10 protein-coding genes are annotated in these 19,660 nt (G+C 45.5%); 8 read left to right on the forward strand and 2 right to left on the reverse strand.

What is annotated here, in order from left to right; genetic code table 11:
• The first annotated feature begins 571 nt into the window (after window positions 1-571).
• Window positions 572-5,983 (forward strand): S8 family serine peptidase, encoded by a 5,412-nt coding sequence (locus TCA2_RS11155; protein WP_047911705.1) that lies wholly within the window; start codon window positions 572-574, stop codon window positions 5,981-5,983.
• 76 nt (window positions 5,984-6,059) lie between these two features.
• Here TCA2_RS11155 and TCA2_RS11160 read toward each other — a convergent pair whose 3' ends face one another.
• On the reverse strand, window positions 6,060-6,359 hold the full coding sequence (locus TCA2_RS11160) for an MGMT family protein (RefSeq protein WP_047911706.1): 300 nt from the start codon (window positions 6,357-6,359) through the stop codon (window positions 6,060-6,062).
• Between the two features lie 370 nt (window positions 6,360-6,729).
• Here TCA2_RS11160 and TCA2_RS11165 point away from each other — a divergent pair, with 370 nt between their 5' ends.
• From TCA2_RS11165 to cysI, 3 genes are all read left to right on the forward strand, one after another.
• Window positions 6,730-9,843: a pullulanase gene (locus TCA2_RS11165; protein ID WP_052511899.1), complete on the forward strand. Its 3,114-nt coding sequence runs from the start codon at window positions 6,730-6,732 to the stop codon at window positions 9,841-9,843.
• Between the two features lie 232 nt (window positions 9,844-10,075).
• A complete protein-coding gene (locus TCA2_RS11170; RefSeq protein WP_047911707.1) occupies window positions 10,076-11,917 on the forward strand; it encodes an assimilatory sulfite reductase (NADPH) flavoprotein subunit in 1,842 nt (613 codons plus the stop codon).
• 33 nt (window positions 11,918-11,950) lie between these two features.
• A complete protein-coding gene (cysI, locus tag TCA2_RS11175) occupies window positions 11,951-13,675 on the forward strand; it encodes an assimilatory sulfite reductase (NADPH) hemoprotein subunit (protein WP_047911708.1) in 1,725 nt (574 codons plus the stop codon).
• 81 nt (window positions 13,676-13,756) lie between these two features.
• Here the strand turns inward: cysI and TCA2_RS11180 are convergent, their stop codons facing one another.
• Window positions 13,757-14,158: a VOC family protein gene (locus tag TCA2_RS11180; protein ID WP_047911709.1), complete on the reverse strand. Its 402-nt coding sequence runs from the start codon at window positions 14,156-14,158 to the stop codon at window positions 13,757-13,759.
• A gap of 171 nt (window positions 14,159-14,329) precedes the next feature.
• Between TCA2_RS11180 and TCA2_RS11185 the strand changes: the two genes are divergently transcribed.
• The 4 genes from TCA2_RS11185 (at window position 14,330) to TCA2_RS11200 (ending at window position 19,630) form a co-directional block, all read left to right on the forward strand.
• Window positions 14,330-15,043, forward strand: coding sequence for a MerR family transcriptional regulator (locus tag TCA2_RS11185; RefSeq protein WP_047911710.1), 714 nt, complete (start codon window positions 14,330-14,332; stop codon window positions 15,041-15,043).
• Between the two features lie 4 nt (window positions 15,044-15,047).
• On the forward strand, window positions 15,048-16,181 hold the full coding sequence (locus tag TCA2_RS11190; protein ID WP_047911711.1) for a DNA alkylation repair protein: 1,134 nt from the start codon (window positions 15,048-15,050) through the stop codon (window positions 16,179-16,181).
• Window positions 16,182-16,335: 154 nt separating this feature from the next.
• The gene (locus TCA2_RS11195) at window positions 16,336-18,126 is read left to right on the forward strand and encodes a sensor histidine kinase (protein WP_047911712.1); all 1,791 of its coding nucleotides are present in this window, start codon (window positions 16,336-16,338) and stop codon (window positions 18,124-18,126) included.
• Window positions 18,104-19,630, forward strand: a complete 1,527-nt coding sequence (locus TCA2_RS11200; protein ID WP_047911713.1) for a response regulator — start codon at window positions 18,104-18,106, stop codon at window positions 19,628-19,630. Before TCA2_RS11195 ends, TCA2_RS11200 begins: the two co-directional genes overlap by 23 nt.
• Window positions 19,631-19,660: the final 30 nt, after the last annotated feature.

Below are 19,660 nucleotides of genomic sequence, written 5' to 3' on the forward strand. Positions count from 1 at the left end.
AAATTGACATTATTATTCTATCCAAGTAGTAATATCAACGCCCCAATTCGCATTTTCCTTCAAGAACCGCTATACACGCGGTTCTTTATCCTTTTATGAGAATTTTATCGAAAAATGTGACATGCATGTCATATGACGTATCCGTCTTAATACTTAATTGACCTATGTAAAATAAGTATTAAGAACCAAATGTAAAATTATGTTAAATAAATGCTTGTAACCGTCTTTTTTTATGATTTATACTCTCTTCACAAGCAATAGCTTTTCATTTAATAAATCCTCTAAAATGTTAACTCTCATCTCATCAAACTCTCAGAATCTCATCAATCTCCAAGAATTTTAAACTCTCTCAGTAATACAAAATAGATTAACCCCCTGAATCTACTCAAATAAATCTTCTTTTTCCCATCTAAGACGCTTAAGTCTATGAATTCACTTCTATTAACCCCTTAAAGGAGGTGGTGCTCCAATCAAATTCTGATTCGTATCTTCTCGTCGTTTAATTGGTCGTGTATTTGTTTGGAGGGAATTCATACGTTTCTATTTCTAATCTAAAAGGAGTGTATTAGACTTGGTCACAGCGAAAAAGACGAAAAAAACCTTCTCATTAAGCATGGCTTTCCTCCTGGCAGTGTCCATCGTAAGTCCGGCTATGGCCGCACCGACGACCTCAGTTTCTGATAAGATCGATTTGCGTACTGCGGCTCCCGAACTGATCACTGCAAAAGTAGACTCTAAGCTAAATAAGCTGTTTGACGAAGACAAATATGTCACCTACCTGATCAAAATGTCAGAACAAGCGGATACTGCGCTTGCTTCTCAGAAAGCAATGGATCTGGCTTCCACTCAAAAAGCAACCCCTGCAGCTGCGAAGCTCTCAGCTCGTACCTCAGTGGTTAGTACACTGCGTGAAACGGCATCCCGTACACAAATACCGATCCAAAAATATTTGGATGAACAGAAGGAAGTTGGCGGAGTTAAAGAATACAAGAGCTATTTCATTGTCAATTCACTGGCGGTTACAAGTACCAAAGAGGTGATGGAGGAGCTGGCCCTTCAGCCTGGCATTGACAAGATCCTTCCAAATGAAGAACGATTCCTACAGGAAGTTACGGTTGATAAGAATGCTTCGACTCCGAAGGCGAATGATTTGGACAGCGATTCTGCTGCCTCAGCAGCGGATCAGAACAAGAATACAGAACCTTCTGATTATGACCCGGCAGAAATTGAATGGAACATCGCTCAAGTCAATGCACCCGAAGTGTGGGAGCAAGGAATTGACGGCTCTGGAATTGTCGTCGCAAATTTGGACTCCGGCGTTGATTATACACATCCTGCCCTAGCCAGCAAATGGCGTGGTTTGGATGCCAGCGGAAATGTCGTTGATCCAGAGCTGAGCTGGTACGATCCTCATAGCGGTGCCTCACTTCCAGCCGATACGGACGGTCATGGTACACATACAATGGGGACGATGGTAGGTGCTGAAGAAGACGGCACGAATATGATTGGTGTAGCACCCGGCGCAAAATGGATGGCGGTCCGTATCTTTAATCCGAGCACCACGGATGCCATCATTCTGGATGGTGCTCAGTGGCTGCTGGCACCGGTAGATGAAGAGGGGAATCTACATCCAGAGCTTGCTCCAGATGTGGTGAACAACTCATGGGGTGGAGGAGCAGGTATTGATGAATGGTTCAGACCCATCGTCCAAGCATGGCGTGATGCCCAGATATTCCCCGAATTCTCTGCAGGTAACACAACATTGACGAATCCTGGTGGCCCTGGATCGGTTGCTAATCCGGCGAACTATCCGGAATCCTTTGCTACAGGTGCAACGGACATCAATGGAGATTTGGCTGACTTCTCACTCTTGGGTCCCTCCCCGTATGATGAGATTAAACCTGAAGTTTCTGCTCCGGGTGTGAACATTCGCTCATCGGTTCCAGGCGGCAGTTATGAAGGAGGCTGGAATGGAACATCGATGGCAGGCCCCCATACAACTGCCATTGCGGCCATGCTATTGCAAGCGAACAGCTCTCTCACTGTCGATGATCTGGAGGATATTCTGACAGAAACAGCGACAGAAAGAACAGATAGCACTTATCCGGAATCACCTAACAACGGATATGGACACGGCATTGTCAATGCACTTGATGCGGTTGGCTCAGTCCTTCAAGGTGTCGGTTCTGTAACGGGTCGAGTGACCATCGACGGTGATGACCTGACTGCACCTGAGCTGGATTACACTGTTCTGGAATCGGTTTATGCCGGACTTGATGCCGGATTCTCCATTGAAGCCAGTGATAATGTATCCGTTACTGAAGTCAGTGTTTTTGCAAGAACAGAAGGTATGAGCCGCTATGTATACATACCAGCGGAACTCACTTCCGGAGATGCGCTTGATGGTACGTACCGAGCTGTTATTCCTGCAGCACTTATCGAGGAGCCAGGCCTTGAATATTACATCCGTGTGAATGACTATGGCAATAACGGTTATGAGACGGAAGTACATTCCGTAGACGTATTGGAAGGAATTGAACCAGGTTATTCCCAAAATTTTGAACAGGACTATGTTGGATTCTTGCCTGATCTTGACAATCCTTGGGTATGGGGAACTCCTGAAAGCGGACCTGGAAGTGCCTATTCTGGGGAGCATGTAATGGCGACAAATTTAACGGGTACGTATGCACCGAATTCTAACACCGCTCTAATTGCACCGCCAATTAATTTGGAAGATGCGCCTGAAGGTGCCCTGTTGTCCTTCAAGCAATGGTATGAGCTAGAAGACGGCAGTGATTTTGGTACTGTGTATCTAGCGACAGAAGAGAACGACTATGAATTTGAACAGTTGCTGACGGTTACGGGCAGCAGTGAAGATTGGGCGAACCAATATGTAGATTTAACCGCGTATGCGGGACAAAAAGTATATGTGGCATTTGTTCTCAGCTCGGACGCTTCAATTCAAGGAGAAGGCTGGTACATTGATGACTTCTCGTTGCAGCTTCCGGATGAAGTGGCTCCAGCAGCTCCATCTGAGCTGACAGGAACACCTTCAATACTTGGTGACGTATCGCTAGAGTGGAGTGCTCCTGCTGATGAAGATCTGAAGGAATATAATGTTTATCGTTCTGTGGCATCTGACACGGGATATGAGCTGATTGGCACGACATCTGAAGCATCCTATGTTGACAGTATTACGATTGAAGGAGAAACAACTTTTTATTATGTAGTCAAAGCAAAAGATTACAGCGGCAACGAGAGTGACGCTTCCAATGAGATAGCGGTTGATGTAGCTGTACCAGAAACTGTATTCAGCGATTCATTTGACGGTGAAGACGATAATGGCTGGACACACTTGGGAACGAATGATGTATGGGAGCGGGGCACTCCTGCTGCACCGGGTCCAGCTTCTGCGGTCACTCCTCCGAATGTTTGGGGAACTGATCTGAACGGAACTTATCTGGCAAGCTCAAATTTTTCTCTTGTATCGCCTGTGATTGACTTAACTTCTCAGAATACGGCTGCACTGACCTTCAATCACTGGTACGAAATCGAAAGAAACTATGATGATGCCTACGTGGAAGTAACCACGGATGGCGGTACGACCTGGACAGAGATTGGTTACTACTCCAATGTAACAGAAGGTAAACAGTGGTCACCTGTATTTATTGATCTGACAAGCTATGCAGGAAATGAAATTCAAGTACGCTTTAGATTAACTACGGATGGCAGTGTACAAAAAGCGGGATGGTATTTGGATGATGTCCGGGTGCTGGCTGTATCTGCACCAGAATCAACAGCTAGTGATACAAAGACTGAATCTAAAAAAGCTAAAGCAATACAGAATGCCCCTGTATTGACGGACTTTGTGAGCAAGCAGCCGATTACGACTCAAGGTGATTCCGTATCGAAGGATGGAGAAATAGGACTGTTTAGTCTTCCTGTCTCTGCTACGGTAACGGTTCTCGAAACCGGAAGATCGGTTCGTACGGATGCATTTACAGGCCGTTACAGCTTTAATCATGTCGCCGGTGACTATAATTTGAAGGTCGAGTCTTACGGCTATTACCCACAGACGGTTCCTGTAAGCATTGAAGATGGCAAGACACGTAACGTTAACTTCCAGCTCGAAGAAATTCCACAAGGTACGATTACGGGCACCGTTACAAATGAACGTACGGGAGAGCCGATTGCAGATGCGGTAGTCATGGTCATGGAAGACGCACAGGTATCACCTGTACGGACTGACGAAGCGGGGGTCTTTACTCTGCAGGTATATGAAGGAACATATACTTTGTCCATTTCCGCATTAGATTACTATAGTGAAACAGCAGCAGTAACCGTTCCTGCGAACGATACTGTCACGCATGACTTTGATCTGAAGCCCTTCATCGGCTATGCAGGTGAGATCAAATATGATGACGGAACAGCGGAGAATGCTCGTGCATGGAATGCGGCAGGGAATGCGTGGGCTGTTAAAATGAGTCCTGAATCAGAAGCGGCACAAGTAACCGGAGCATCCTTCCTCTTCTGGAATACAGAGTGGCCGAGCCCAGGCGGTACAGCCTTCAGTTATTCTGTATATGATGCATCTGGACCAGATGGAGCACCCGGACGTGAGCTTGCAGGTCCATTTGACGGTACTGCACTAAGAAATGATGAATGGACAACGGTAGAGTTCCCGGAACCGGTCTCGGTTACAGGAGACTTTTACATTGTATACGAGCAGACCGAAGCGAATCCTTATTCACCGGGACTAGCAACCGATGAGAGCAGTACAGTCGCTGAACGGGCATGGCAGCGGATCAGTGGCGCATGGACTGCCTCCCCTCTAGAGGAAGGAAATTACATGATCCGTGCGCATGTACAGTATGCGATTGGCGCGCCAATCATCACCTCTCCGTCAGAAGATACGTACACGAATGAGGAGTCCATTACAATTACAGGTACTTCCAATGCCAACGGATCAACAGTGACGATTTATAATGGGGAAGAAGAAGCAGCAACTGCGACGGTGGAAGAGGGACAATTTGAAGCGGTGATCGACCTGAATGCAGGCGAGAACGTTCTTGTCGCTGAAGTCTTGGTGGGTGATGAAGTAACAGACCCTTCTACTCCAGTAACGGTAACTCTTGATCAAGCTGCACCAGAGCTTGTTGTTACATCTCCAGAGGATGGAGAGACGACGAACGCTGAAGCTTATACCGTGAGAGGTACAGTGAATGATGAATACCTTGATACGGTTACAGTGAACGGTGAAGCAGCTGAAGTTACGGAGGATGGAAGCTTCGAGCATCGTCTTCTGATCAACTCAGGTGATAATGTCGTTACTGTAATAGCAACAGACTTGGCTGGCAACGAAACGACCATTACACGTACAGTAGTAGTAAACTGGGCAGCACCTGTCATAACGAATCTCGCACCAAGTTCGGATCTGCATATTTCAGCAGGAGAGGCGGTGTATGTATCCTTCGACAGCCGCCCAGGTCTGTCAGCATCATTCCGTGTCGAACTGCCAGGCAATGCCCCATCGAGCTTCAATGAAGCTCCGCTCACAGAGACTTCTCCTGGACACTATGAAGGAACCTATACAACCTCAGAATCGTTGAGGCTCGAAGGCGGAGTTATTGTAGTAAGAGTATGGGATACAGCAGGTAACGAAACAGAAGTTGCAGCACTTGGTAAATTATATGTCACAGAGAGTGGGGAAGAGCCGGCTCCGCCAAATGCAGCCCCTGTCGCCATCATTCAATCTCCGAGCGCAGCGCAGCGTAACCGGGATGTTACTTTCGATGCTTCAAATTCATACGACGAGGATGGCAGCATTGTTTCTTATGTATGGAATTTTGGAGATGGAGCAACGGGTAGTGGAGTCACCGCTACACATGCCTATACCAAAGGCGGAAATTATACGGTGGAGCTCATCGTCACAGATGATCAAGGTGCAGCGAATACGAAAACATTCGTCATTCGAATTCGCTAAGTTTCTGAACGAACGCTTGTCCTAATAAAAAGAGGAGTTCCGGATAATGGTCCGGATTCTCCTCTTTCTCGATTTTTCAGGCCTGATATTTGGATAGGTCAATCCGTCGGTCAAGTCCCAGTTCTACACCTTCATCTTCGAGCTTCATCTCTTGGATCAATCGCTGCTCGTCTTCAGGGATGGCTATCTCTCCGAACTTATTTACGACTCGGTGCCAGGGGAGGGCATGCTTCTCACTCATCGAGTGAAGTACCCGGACAACCTGTCTTGCCGCACGAGGACTTCCGGCTAAAGCCGCAACTTGTCCGTAGGTCATTACCTTTCCCTCTGGAATGGATTGAATGACTCGAATCACTTCTGCGGTAAAGGGCTGCATTGCTTCCTGTCTCCTTAAGTTTATACATTCGTTACTAGAATCATTTCAGATGATTATATCAAAAAAATATCCTTCTTAAGAACTGTTTATCGCGAAGAAGGGTAACAAGTGGTTGACGATGATCAAGACTCAAAGGTAATATAATCATGCAAACGGTTTCATTGGAAATAAAGCAAGGAATTCCTTGTCTGAACAAAACCACAAGCAGACAATTAGAAGAATGTTTGCGTTAATCAGAACGGAGGTGTATGTTTACGCTATTCTTGAACAGGAAGAAGTTAGAATGACAACGATCCATACGGTTCGACAATCTATGCAAACGGTACCAAATTTGGTGTATTCCATTTCAATATGAATCGGAGGAATGTTCATGCGCAATTATCGTTCTTTGCGTACAGCATTAACAGTGTTCATCGCTGCAGTTATGGTCTTGACAAGCATATGGATCGTGCCTGTTGATGCTCAGGAGAATCATTCAATTCAGTCGATACCTGAGCAGAATTTAAGAATTCATTATGACGGGACTGGAGAGAATCTGGGTGTTTGGGTATGGGAGGATGTAGAGCTTCCATCAGCCGAATGGCCAAGCGGTGCAATTCCGTTTACAGCAGAACAGCAGGATGCTTATGGAGCCTATGTAGATATTCCGCTCAGAGCAGATGCTAAAAAAGTTGGCTTTCTCATCGTAGATCGGACGACCGGGGAGAAGCACGGTGGAGATAAGATACTAGAGCTGAGCTCAACAAATATAAATGAGGTGTGGCTGGGACAAGGATCAGACGAGATTCTCCTGTATGAACCTGTACCCTTGGCTGATGATGTCGTGCGAATCCATTATTCTCGTGCAGATCAAGACTATAATGGATATGGATTATGGTTATGGGAAGATGTGAAAGCGCCTTCAACAGATTGGCCGAAGGGCGCGCTCCCATTTACTAACGAACAGACCGATAAATATGGTGCTTATATTGATGTTGAGCTAAAAGAGGATGCCACGAAGCTCGGGTTTCTTATAGTGAATCGTAATAATGGCGAGGAAAAGGATGGTGGAGATAAGAGCTTCAACCTCCTTCAGCATTATGATCATTTATGGGTCCGGGAAGGTGATGATCAAGTGTACGTCTCACCCTATGGTGAGATGGCTACAGGAGTTACAGCTGCTACAGTCACATCCAAGGACCTGATTGAGCTCAAATTTACTCGAACTGAAGGACTTACTCCGGATGCGGTAAGCAGGGAATTGATCATTAAGGATCAGGCTGGCTCGGTTGTTGAAGCTAGTGAAGTCAAAGTAAGCGAGAATAATACAGTAGAAATCACAGCTGATTTTGATCTGAACAAGCTTCCACTTACAATTACGTATGCAGGCATATCGGTTAAGGCAGAGCTTCATTGGAGTGTTATTGATGAATTATATGCTTATAAGGGTAACGACCTCGGTGCTACATACAGTAAGAAAAAAGTCACCTTCAAGCTGTGGGCACCGACTGCAAGCTCGGTAAAGCTAAATGTATACGATAAGAAGGATGCATCTGTTCATATTGGATCCAAGGAGCTGACCCTTCAAGAGCAAGGGGTATGGAAGACCGTAGTTCGACCAGAAGAGCATGGCGTGAAGGATCTTAAAAATTATTTCTACCAATATGAGGTTGTAAACAATGGCGAGAGTCGAAAAGTGCTGGATCCTTATGCGAAATCGATGGCAGCCTTCCAGGTCGATACCTCAGGCGCTGCGGGTCAAGACGGGGATGTCGTTGGTAAAGCAGCCATCATTGATCTCAGTAAAACAAATCCGAAGGGTTATAACTATGCCAAGATTGACGGTTATAAAAATAGAGAGGATGCGATTATATGGGAGCTGCACGTTCGGGATTATACTTCCGATCCTTCAATTCAAGATGACCTAACCTCCAGATGGGGCACCTATAATGCATTAGAAGACAAATTGGATTATATGAAATCACTTGGCGTCACTCACGTACAGCTTCTCCCGGTTATGGCCTGGTACTATGGGGATGAGACGAAGATGGGTAACAGGGAGCTTCAATACTCTGCCGGAGGCAACGAATACAACTGGGGATATGACCCTCACAATTACTTCTCTCCTGATGGGGCGTATTCCGAAGATGCCACAAATCCGGAGCTTCGAGTCAAAGAGCTTAAGAACATGATTGATGCTATTCATGATGCAGGTATGGGTGTCATTCTCGATGTCGTATATACGCACATGGCGAATGCTGATCTTCTGAATGATATCGTTCCGAATTACTATGCTTGGAAGGACAGTAATGGTGCATACGTCGGCGGCTTCGGCAATAATCTGGCTACGAATCATGTAATGGCAGAGAAATTGATGGTGGATTCGGTGAAATACTGGTTTGATGAGTATAAAATTGATGGAATGCGATTCGATATGATGGGGGATGCGACTTCCGGTTCTATTCAAAAAGCTTATGATGCAGCTGCCAAGCTGAATCCGAATGCGCTATTCATTGGTGAGGGCTGGAGAACCTTCAGTGGAGCCAATGCAGATACTGAACTTGCCGGACAAGGTGCGGACCAGGATTGGATGGACGAGACAAATGATGTGGGTGTATTCTCCGATGAAATTCGTAATGAATTAAAATCCGGATTCGGTTCTGAAGGAGAGCCTAGATTCCTTACTGGCGGTGCAAGAGATATCAACCTGATCATGAGCAATATCAAAGGCCAGCCGACAAACACGCCAGCGGACGATCCTGGAGATATGGTGCAATATATTGAAGCTCACGATAATCTCCCGCTGTATGATGTTATTGCACAATCGATCAAGAAAGATCCGTCCATACCGGCAAATGATCTTGAAATTCATCAGCGAATCAGACTTGGGAATCTGATGGTGCTGACTTCTCAGGGAACGGTATTTCTGCACGCGGGGCAGGAATACGGACGTACGAAGCAGTGGCATGGTGAAGGGTTGCCTGAGCAGAAATATCACGCTTTGTCAGATGAAACCGGTAAAGTATTTGGCTATTTCATTCACGATTCCTATGACTCTTCAGATGCGATTAACAAATTCGATTGGGATAAGGCACTGGACAGTAAGAAATATCCGGTTAACAGTGTAACAAGGGAGTATACGGAGGGACTCATTCAACTGAGGAAATCAACCAACGCCTTCCGTCTAGGGGATGAATCTCTCGTAGATAAGAATGTATCTCTAATTAAGGCACCGGAGATGAACAGCAAGGATCTAATCATCGCCTACAAAAATAAGTCTACGGATAACACGGGGACATACTATGTTTTTGTTAATGCGGATCAAACCCCAAGAACGCTTAGTCTCGACACAGATCTTACGAAAGGAACTGTTGTCGTGGATCAGGATGAAGCTGGAGTTAAGGCGGTTTCTGACAAATCCGGGTTTGAACTTAGTAAAACTTCAATTACACTTGAGCCGCTGACGGCTGTTGTAATTAAGATGAAAGAAAAATCTAAAAAGTAAAGCATTCCTAAGAAACTCTCCTTATTTGATAGGGAGAGTTTTCTATTCATCACCATATTTCTAGATAATTATCTCTTATTCACGAAAAAACACCCTTTATCAGCAAACCTGATAGATGTCATAAGATCAATCTAATTGACCACTCTCTGGTCCTGTGATAGTTTCAGTAGAGACAAATTAATTCTGATAAACTTACTGAGAATTATTATCAAAGCATCCGAGGTGGATATTATTGGAACTCCAAGTGATTAACAGCCCATTTACTCAGGAACAGACGGAACTATTAAATCGATTATTACCTACATTATCCGAGACACAGCGTATATGGCTTAGCGGCTATTTAACGGCGATTCAAGCAAGCGGTGTGGCTGCGACATCTGCGTTAGAAGCACCGGCTGTGAACGTTGCTGGTCAGCCTGCAGTAGCTGCACCTGCGATCAGCAAAGAGATTACCGTACTGTTCGGTTCCCAGACGGGAAACAGCAGCGGAATTGCGAAGAAATTCAGCAAGAAGCTTCAGGAGCAAGGGTTTGAAGTAACAACCAGCTCTATGAGTGATTTCAAACCAAACAATCTGAAGAAGGTTCAAAATCTGCTCATTGTCGTCAGCACCCATGGAGAAGGAGAGCCGCCGGATAGTGCGATCGCTTTCCATGAATTTTTGCACAGTAAACGTGCACCTAAGCTGGATGACTTGAAATTCTCTGTTCTGGCACTTGGAGATACTTCCTACGAATTCTTCTGCCAAACAGGCAAGGATTTTGACAATCGTCTGGCCGAGCTCGGCGGAACTCGTTTGACGCCAAGAATGGACTGCGATGTTGACTTTGAAGAGTCAGCAGCCGAATGGATGAATAATGTCCTGTCTGAGCTGAATGCGGCAAGTACATTAACACCGGTAAGTGTCAGTAGTGTAGGTGCGGCAGCCTCTACCAGTACGGAATCAGAGTTCACCAGATCGAACCCGTTTCAAGCCGAGGTGCTTGAGAATCTAAATTTGAACGGACGCGGGTCTGATCGTGAAACGAGACATATCGAGCTGTCCTTAGAAGGATCTGGACTTACTTATGAGCCAGGAGACAGCTTGGGAATCATCCCTCAGAATCATCCTTTGCTCGTAGAAGAGATCATTGCTGCAGCAGGGTGGAACGGTGAAGAAATCATTCAGGTATCCAAAAAAGGCGACACGCTCTCTTTACAGGATGCACTGACGAAGTATTTTGAAATTACGGTACTGACAAAGCCGCTGCTGGAGCAAATTGTGAATCTGACCTCGAATGCTCAGCTTAGAAAGCTACTTGAGCCAGGTAATGAACAAGAGCTTCGCAATTATATCAATGACCATGATCTGCTCGATTTGATCCAGGACTTTGATCTACGAGGTGTAACCGCATCTGAATTCGTTACGCTGCTTCGTAAAATCCCGGCACGCCTCTATTCCATTGCCAGCAGTCCAAGTGCATATCCTGATGAAGTGCATTTGACCGTGCGTACAGTACGTTACCAAGCGAACGGACGGGATCGCTACGGTGTCTGCTCCGTGCAGCTGGCAGAACGAATTGAACCAGGAGATCAACTCCCTGTATTTATACAGAATAACGATAACTTCAAGCTTCCAGCGAACCCTGATGCACCAATTATTATGATTGGACCAGGTACGGGTGTTGCTCCTTTCCGTGCATTCATTGGAGAGAGAGAAGAGCAGGGAGCCGGGGGTAAGAGCTGGCTGTTCTATGGTGATCAGCATTTTGCAACCGACTTTTTATATCAGGTGGAATGGCAGCGCTGGCTGGCAGATGGTGTGCTGACCCGGATGGATGTCGCTTTCTCCAGAGATACAGACGAGAAGGTATATGTTCAGCACCGGATGCTCGAGAGAAGCCGTGAGCTGTACGAGTGGCTTCAGGAGGGTGCTTACATCTACGTCTGTGGAGATGAGAAGAAGATGGCGCACGATGTTCATTCCACACTTGCAGCCATTCTCGTACAGGAAGGCGGCTTGACGATGGAGGCGGCAACGGATTATCTGATTCGATTACAGCAGGACAAACGATATCAACGCGATGTTTACTAAGGAAGGCTTTTCATACCGGAAGGAGATACTAGCATGGCACTAAATGAATTGTACCCGCCACAAAATGCACCCCACAGCGATGTAGAGGATATAAAACGTCGAAGCAATTATTTAAGAGGCAGTCTTGTTGAAACATTAAAAGATCCAATTACAGGTTCTATTCCAGAAGATGATAATCGTCTGATGAAGCATCACGGCAGCTACATGCAGGATGATCGTGATCTTCGCAACGAGCGTGCCAAGCAGAAGCTGGAGCCAGCCTACCAGTTCATGCTGCGCGTACGCGCTGCTGGCGGTGTGGTGACACCGGATCAATGGCTGATGATGGATCGGATCTCTCATAAATACGGAAACGGTACAATCCGGCTGACAACACGTCAGTCCTTCCAGCTTCACGGTGTACTGAAATGGAATCTGAAGAGCACGATCCGCGAAGTAAACGATGCACTGCTAAGCACACTTGCTGCATGCGGAGATGTTAACCGGAACGTGATGTGCAACCCAAATCCTTACCAATCCGAAGTGCATGAAGAAGTGTATGCTTGGGCTAGTAAGGTTAGTGATCATCTCGATCCCCGCACAAGAGCGTATCATGAGATCTGGCTTGATGAAGAGAAGATCATTGACAGCCGTGATAATGATGCAGAGCAGGAGCCTATCTATGGTGCGGTATATCTGCCGCGTAAATTCAAGATCGGTATTGCAGTACCTCCATCGAATGATGTCGATGTATTCTCCCAGGATCTCGGATATATCGCGATCGTGGAGGATGGCAAGCTGAAAGGGTTCAATGTGACCGCAGGCGGCGGTATGGGGATGTCATATGGAGATACCAAAACATATCCTCAGGTCGGCAAGTTAATCGGCTTCTGTACTCCAGAGCAGATGGTAGATGTAGCTGAGAAGATTGTGACGATTCAGCGTGATTACGGTGATCGTGCCGTTCGTAAGCACGCACGCTTCAAATATACGGTAGATGATCGGGGTCTGGATTGGCTGAAGAATGAATTGACCACTCGTCTTGGTTATGCCTTGGAGCCTGCGCGTCCTTTTCATTTCGATCATAATGGTGACCGTTATGGCTGGGTGGAAGGCAGTAATGGCAAATGGCACTTCACCCTGTTTATCCAGAACGGACGAATTGTCGATCTAGATGGTTATCCGCTGATGACAGGTCTTCGTGAAATTGCCAAGGTTCACAAAGGCGATTTCCGCCTCACGGCGAATCAGAACTTGATTATTGGGAACGTCGGACCGAAGAGCAAGAAGAAGATTGAGAAGCTGATCGCTGAATACGGCTTGACGGATGGGCTTCATTATTCAGCGCTTCGTAGAAACTCCATGGCATGTGTTGCGCTTCCTACTTGTGGACTTGCGATGGCCGAATCCGAACGTTACCTTCCTACACTTATGGAAAAAATCGAGTGTATTCTGGAAAGTAACGGACTTCGTGAGAAGGAGATTGTAATCCGCATGACAGGCTGCCCTAACGGATGTGCCCGCCCGATGCTGGCTGAGCTATCCTTCATCGGCAAAGCACCCGGTAAATACAATATGTATTTGGGCGGCGCATTTAACGGTTCACGCCTCAATAAGCTCTACAAAGAGAATATTGGGGAAAAAGAAATATTGGAGTCGCTTGATGAGATCATCGCAAGATATGCTAAAGAGCGTGAGGATGGAGAGCATTTTGGTGATTTTGTCATCCGTGCTGGATACGTGGAAGCTGTATATGACGGTATGAGATTTCACGCGTAATATTTGCTTCATTGGAATTAAGGCTAGAGAAGTACCTGCTTTGACAGGTACTTCTCTTTTTGTTATGGCTCTTGTACTGCTTTACTTTTTCGATTGAAGCCACCATAAGTTTTGAAATGGATCGACAAACCCTGCCATGCAGCCGCCAACTTCATCTTCCATCACTTCCATCACTGATGCTGCACCAGCTGCGATTGCTTTCTCGTAAGTATCTGCTACGTTATCCACATATATATACATTTGAATTGGAATTAATCCGTCATTTTTTAACTCACCGCATACGCCTGGACCGCAGCTGCCATCATGTGAAGTATCGGCAAAGTAAATGAGGCTCTCACCGATTTTCATTTCTGCATGAATAATTCCTCCTGTTTCTTCATGCTTATTAACCTTCACGACCTCGGACTGAAAAACAGACTTGGTAAAATCAATAAATTGGGATGCACTCAGCACCATGAAATAGGGTACGATCGTATGTTTCATTTTGAACTTCACTCCTTAGGATTTTGATAAATTTCACCTTACATTTAGATCATATAATATTGATGCAAATGCTAAGGTTTGTTATGTTTTTTACTGAAGTAAGGGTATTCTATACTTAAAAGCCGTCATGAGGTTTAATTTCAAATAACAAGATGTTCATAGGAGTAGTTTATGAGAGGGATTGACATAGCCAAGAAATTGAACATTAGCACCAGTGCCTTAAGGCATTATGAATCCTGGGGGTTGGTTCCTAAGGTGGAAAGGGAGAAGAATGGATACCGAATTTATACCGTGGAGCATGAGGCCTATTTTCAATGTATCCGTGCGCTCTTGCCTGGATTTGGTATGGAATTGATTAAGGAGCTTATGCCACTTATTATAAGAGGGAACAAGATGGAGGCATTATGGCTGGTTAATCAAGCACAGGTAAAGCTACATACAGAGAAGGAAACTGTACAAAAAACGGCAGAAATACTTGAATTAAATGAGCTGATGGAAATTCCGCGTTTCTTTGATCGAAATTATTTTACAATTGGGGATGTAGCAAGAGAAGCAAATGTATCTACGTCTGCCATCCGACACTGGGAGAAGGAAGGGTTGATCACTCCAGATCGACACAAGGATAGTGGATTTCGTATTTACAATGCGTCTGATATCCGAAGAGTACTGATCATTCGAACTGTGCAAAAAGCCGCCTATTCATTGAACATTGTTCGTGAGGTATTAGCGGATCTTGAGAAGTATAACATTGCCCAGGCGAAAGAAATAACACTAAAGTCACTGGCCTACAATGATTACGCATTAGAAGAACAAGTACGTGGAATAGCAGCGTTACAGAATCTTCTCGATGTGGTGTCTATAGTACATTTAAGACAAGGAGAATAATTACATGGCAGAACCGTTGAAAAAAATATATAATCCAACCTTTCTAATGGAGTTCGGACAAACGATACAAGCTGCTGATCCTTCCTTTCCGGCTGAAGCTTTCGTAGATAAAGTCATGAATGAGCATTGGGAGGAGCTTGCTCTGAAAGCTCGGATTCGTCATATTACTAACGTGCTTGGAACTTTATTGCCTGAACGATATGAACATGCAATAGATATTTTACTTGAAGTGAACCGGCATTGCTCTGGTTTCCCTTATCTGATTCTACCAGATTATGTCGAGGTATTCGGTCAAGCCGATGAGCATTTTGAGCTGTCCATGCGAGCACTTGAGGCATTTACGCAGCATTCTTCTGCTGAGTTTGCGGTAAGACCGTTTATTATTCAGCATCCTAAACGGATGATGAAGCAAATGCGATCCTGGTCTACAAGTGAGAATGAGCATGTACGGCGGCTCGCAAGTGAAGGTTGCAGACCAAGACTGCCGTGGGGACAAGCATTGACAGAATTTAAGCGTGATCCCGCTCCAATCCTGCCTATACTGACTCAATTGAAGACGGATCCATCCTTATATGTTCGTAAAAGTGTGGCCAACAATCTGAATGACATTGCGAAGGATCACCCAGAGCTGGTTCTACAGATTGCCAAGGAATGGATGGGACAGAATCCGCATACGGATTGGATTGTCAGACATGCCTGCAGAAGCTTAATTCGCTCAGCCGAACCGGAAGTGATGGCCCTGTTCGGATACACTTCAGCCTCAGAGACAACGCCGCTAGCTATGGAGGCAGCCGTGTCGGTAGTTCCTGTCACGATAAATATTGGAGAGAATACAACACTCAGGTACGAGCTGCTTGTTCGCACAGGTCCCCCTGTTCGTATTCGAATCGAATACGGTATTGATTTTGTTAAGGCTGGAAGCAAGGTTTCCCGCAAAAAATTTCTGTTATCGGACAAAACAGTAGAAGGAGGTTCCCGGCTTAGCGGCTCAAGGACCCATCGCTGGGCAGATTTGAGCACACGCCGCCATTACCCCGGCCTTCACCGTATTGTACTGCTCTTGAACGGTCAGGAAATTGCGTATACGGAATTACAGCTTCAAAATGCCATAGAGGGACCAGCTTTAAGCAATTTATAACAAATAATTGATGCGCCCGAGGTCTATTACTTTAGACTTCGGGCGTTTTGTTTTTCCCCCAAAGAAAATGACGACTTTTAAACAAGAATGCTGTAATATTAACTCACTTCATTTGGAAGCGCTATCAAAAAGAAGAGAGGAGATGAGTATTTATATGAGGAAGCTTGCCGAGAGAGTCCTTCAATCACTGCATTCCATCGTTGTTCAATTGTTTTTGCTCTTTTTTATCGGTATGGCCATACCGGTAATCATCATGGGATACCTGTCATATGAAAAATCAGCCTCCATTGTAGAGGAGCAGGTAAGCAAGGTAGCGTCTCTTACGATAACGCAGCTGAGTGACAAATTGAATATGTTCTTCAAGAAAATCGACGATTCCTCCATGATGCTTCTCAACAGCAAAATTATCCACGGCATATTGGAGGATCAGGAATCCGGATTATACGAGAGCACCGCTAAGGTGAAAGAGGGAAAAGATTTGCTGACCTCCATTATGATCAACTCGCCTGAGATTCTGGATATTTATATTTTTGATATCAAAAAGCGGAATTCTGTGCTCAGCGCCGACTCCTTTATGTCGATTCCCAACCATGAGCAATCCGAGTGGTTTAAGCAGATTTTTCAGGCTAATGGAGCCTCTGTCTGGTTTGGTTTATCGGAGGAATCGTACCTCAAACAGGCGGGTATGGGCTTTCCTATATTCGGATTTGGCCGGGCTATTCGCAGCTGGGAAACAGGTGAAATAACCGGAATTTTATTTTTTGAAATGATGGGCAATGTGCTGATTTCGGAGCTCGACAAGGTCCAGTTTGGTGACAGCGGTTATGTGGTCATCACGAATGATGAGCATCAGTATTTTTATCATCCGGACAAGACACTCTACGGGCAAATCAGTGATCTGGAGCTCCCCGCTCAAATGAGGCAGTTTCACAGTGGAAATAAGAGCACTCTCATGATTCCTGAAAAAATGAACAACGGCTGGTATGTTCACGGCATTGTACCGCTGGAAGAACTGACAGCTGATTCCGCAAGTATTCGAAAATTCACAGTATGGATTATACTCTGTGCTCTTCTGTTTGCAATAGGAATGGGTTATTTTGTCACCTTAAAAATAGGAAATCCGCTGGTGAAGCTGAGCCGTTTGATGCGAAAAGGAGAAGAGGGCAATCTTAGTGTGCGAAGTCCGGATGTAGGAAGCAATGAAATTGGACAGCTTGGCAAGAGCTTTAACAAAATGATTGAACAGATCGATATCCTCATTCAACAAATCGCAAGAGAGGAGCGAGAGAAGAAACTGGCGGAAATCAGGGCTCTCCGCTACCAAATTAACCCTCACTTTCTCTATAACACACTGAATTCCATCCGATGGCTGGCCAGGCTGAACCGAACGACAGAGGTCGATCACACGATAACAACACTTGTACAGCTTCTCGAAGGGAGCTTAGCCCGCGACGGTGTTTTTATAAGGCTGGGAGAGGAGCTGGATCTGCTTACTAAATATATGATCATTCAAAATTACAGATATGATTATGAGATTCAGCTGGACATCAGCTGTCCGGATGAGCTTAGGGAAATACCGCTGCCGCGTATGCTGCTTCAGCCTATTGTAGAAAATGCTATTTTTCATGGTATTGCTCCAAAGGACAGTGGAGGCCGTATCGAGATTAAGGTTGCTTTGAACGAAAAGGATTTAACAATTCTCATTCGTGATGACGGTGTTGGGATGAGCAGTGATCGATTGGAGGAGCTGTTGAACCGGGACAGAGAACGATTTAACCAAGGGATGATGAATATCGGAGTCAGGCATGTGCATCAAACCATTCAATTGTATTACGGCGATAACTATGGCGTGCAAATGAGAAGCGGAATTGGGGCCGGAACCGAAGTGAAGATTACCTTATCCAGCCAAGGGGGAGATTTGGATGTGCAGGGTGCTGTTGGTTGATGACGAGAAAATAGCAAGAACAGGACTAAGGACGGTCTTTGATTGGAAAGGGCATGGCTATGAAGTCGTAGGTGAAGCAGCTAACGGTGCTAAGGCGATGAAATGGGTCGAGAGCAGAGACATCGATATCCTCATTACGGACATTGCAATGCCGGTTATGGATGGGCTTGAGTTAACCCGTGCAGCCAGGGAGTTGTGTCCTTGGGTTCAAGTCCTGCTGTTGAGCTGCCATAGTGACTTTAAATACGTAAGGGAAGGAATCCGGCTAGGTGCCTCGGATTATATCTTGAAACCAACATTAACTGAAAGCACGTTAGTCCCTGTCCTTGATCAGCTGCGAAAAAAAATGCACCAGGAAAAACAAAACCTTCGGATACTAAACGAATATAGGAAGGAGGCTATCCTGCTGCCGTATAAAAAGAAAGAGCACCTGCTGTACAAGGCACTGTCAGAAGATATAGTTGCCTCAACAGCCTTTCATACGGAGATGACTGCAGGACCATTTCGGATGGCTGTATTAGACACTGACGGCTCCAATATTTCGTTAGAACAGCTCAAGAAGCGATGGTATGAGGTGTTTCCGAATAGCATCTTCTGTACTGCTTATTCTCATCAATGTGTAATCTATTTGCCTGAGGATACGGCGAAGATCCCTTTACTGGCCGAGTGGATAGACACGCAGCGCAGCCTCCGGGATTTCTCAAGCTCAGAACTCAATTTGACTATTGGAATAAGCAGGAAGCATCCACCTTTACACCGGATTCGTTCTGCATGGGAAGAGGCGAGAACAGCGCTTGCCGCGACGTTTTTCACTGGACCAGGAAAGGTGCTGACTGCTGAAACAATGGAAAAGGATTACCCTGCAGATTCAGCAAATAACCAGGAATCGATATTGCAATTTACCGACATGATCCGCTCTGGCCTGTATAGCAAAGGAGAGGAAATCCTCGAGAATATATGCAGGTGCTGGATGAGCTCAAACAGCAAGCAGCGGGTAATCACAGAGGCGGAAGGAGTGTTAAGCCTGTTTGTTCAGCAGGGAGCAAAGCACGAAATTGCTGCTCACATCAGGCAGCTGGATCGGTTAAAGCAGGTTCATGAAGTGATCGTTATTGTCAAACAGGATTATCGTGATCTTGTCGCAGCGTTATCTACTGCTCTGTCTCCGGAAGAATCCATCCATGAACGAATTGTGGCCCAAGCAGTCAGTTATATAGAGACCCATTTCAGAAAAAGTATTTCACTTCAAGAAGTAGCAAGTCACGTATCCGTAAGCCGTAATTACTTTAGTGAGATGTTTAAACGCGTAACCGGGCATACCTTCATAGATTATTTGATTCATTTAAGGCTTGGGCATGCTAAACACCTGCTGGGAAGCTCCTCGCTCAAAGTGTATGAGGTAGCAGAAATGTCCGGTTTCAATGATGTAAAGCACTTCAGCAAACAATTTAAGAAATGGGTCGGCATATCTCCTGCTGAATATCAAGGGTTGTATCGCAAATGAATCATCGGAATCCAACACACTCTTTCGGAA

Source organism: Paenibacillus sp. TCA20, assembly GCF_000732325.1.
GTDB lineage: Bacteria > Bacillota > Bacilli > Paenibacillales > Paenibacillaceae > Paenibacillus > Paenibacillus urinalis.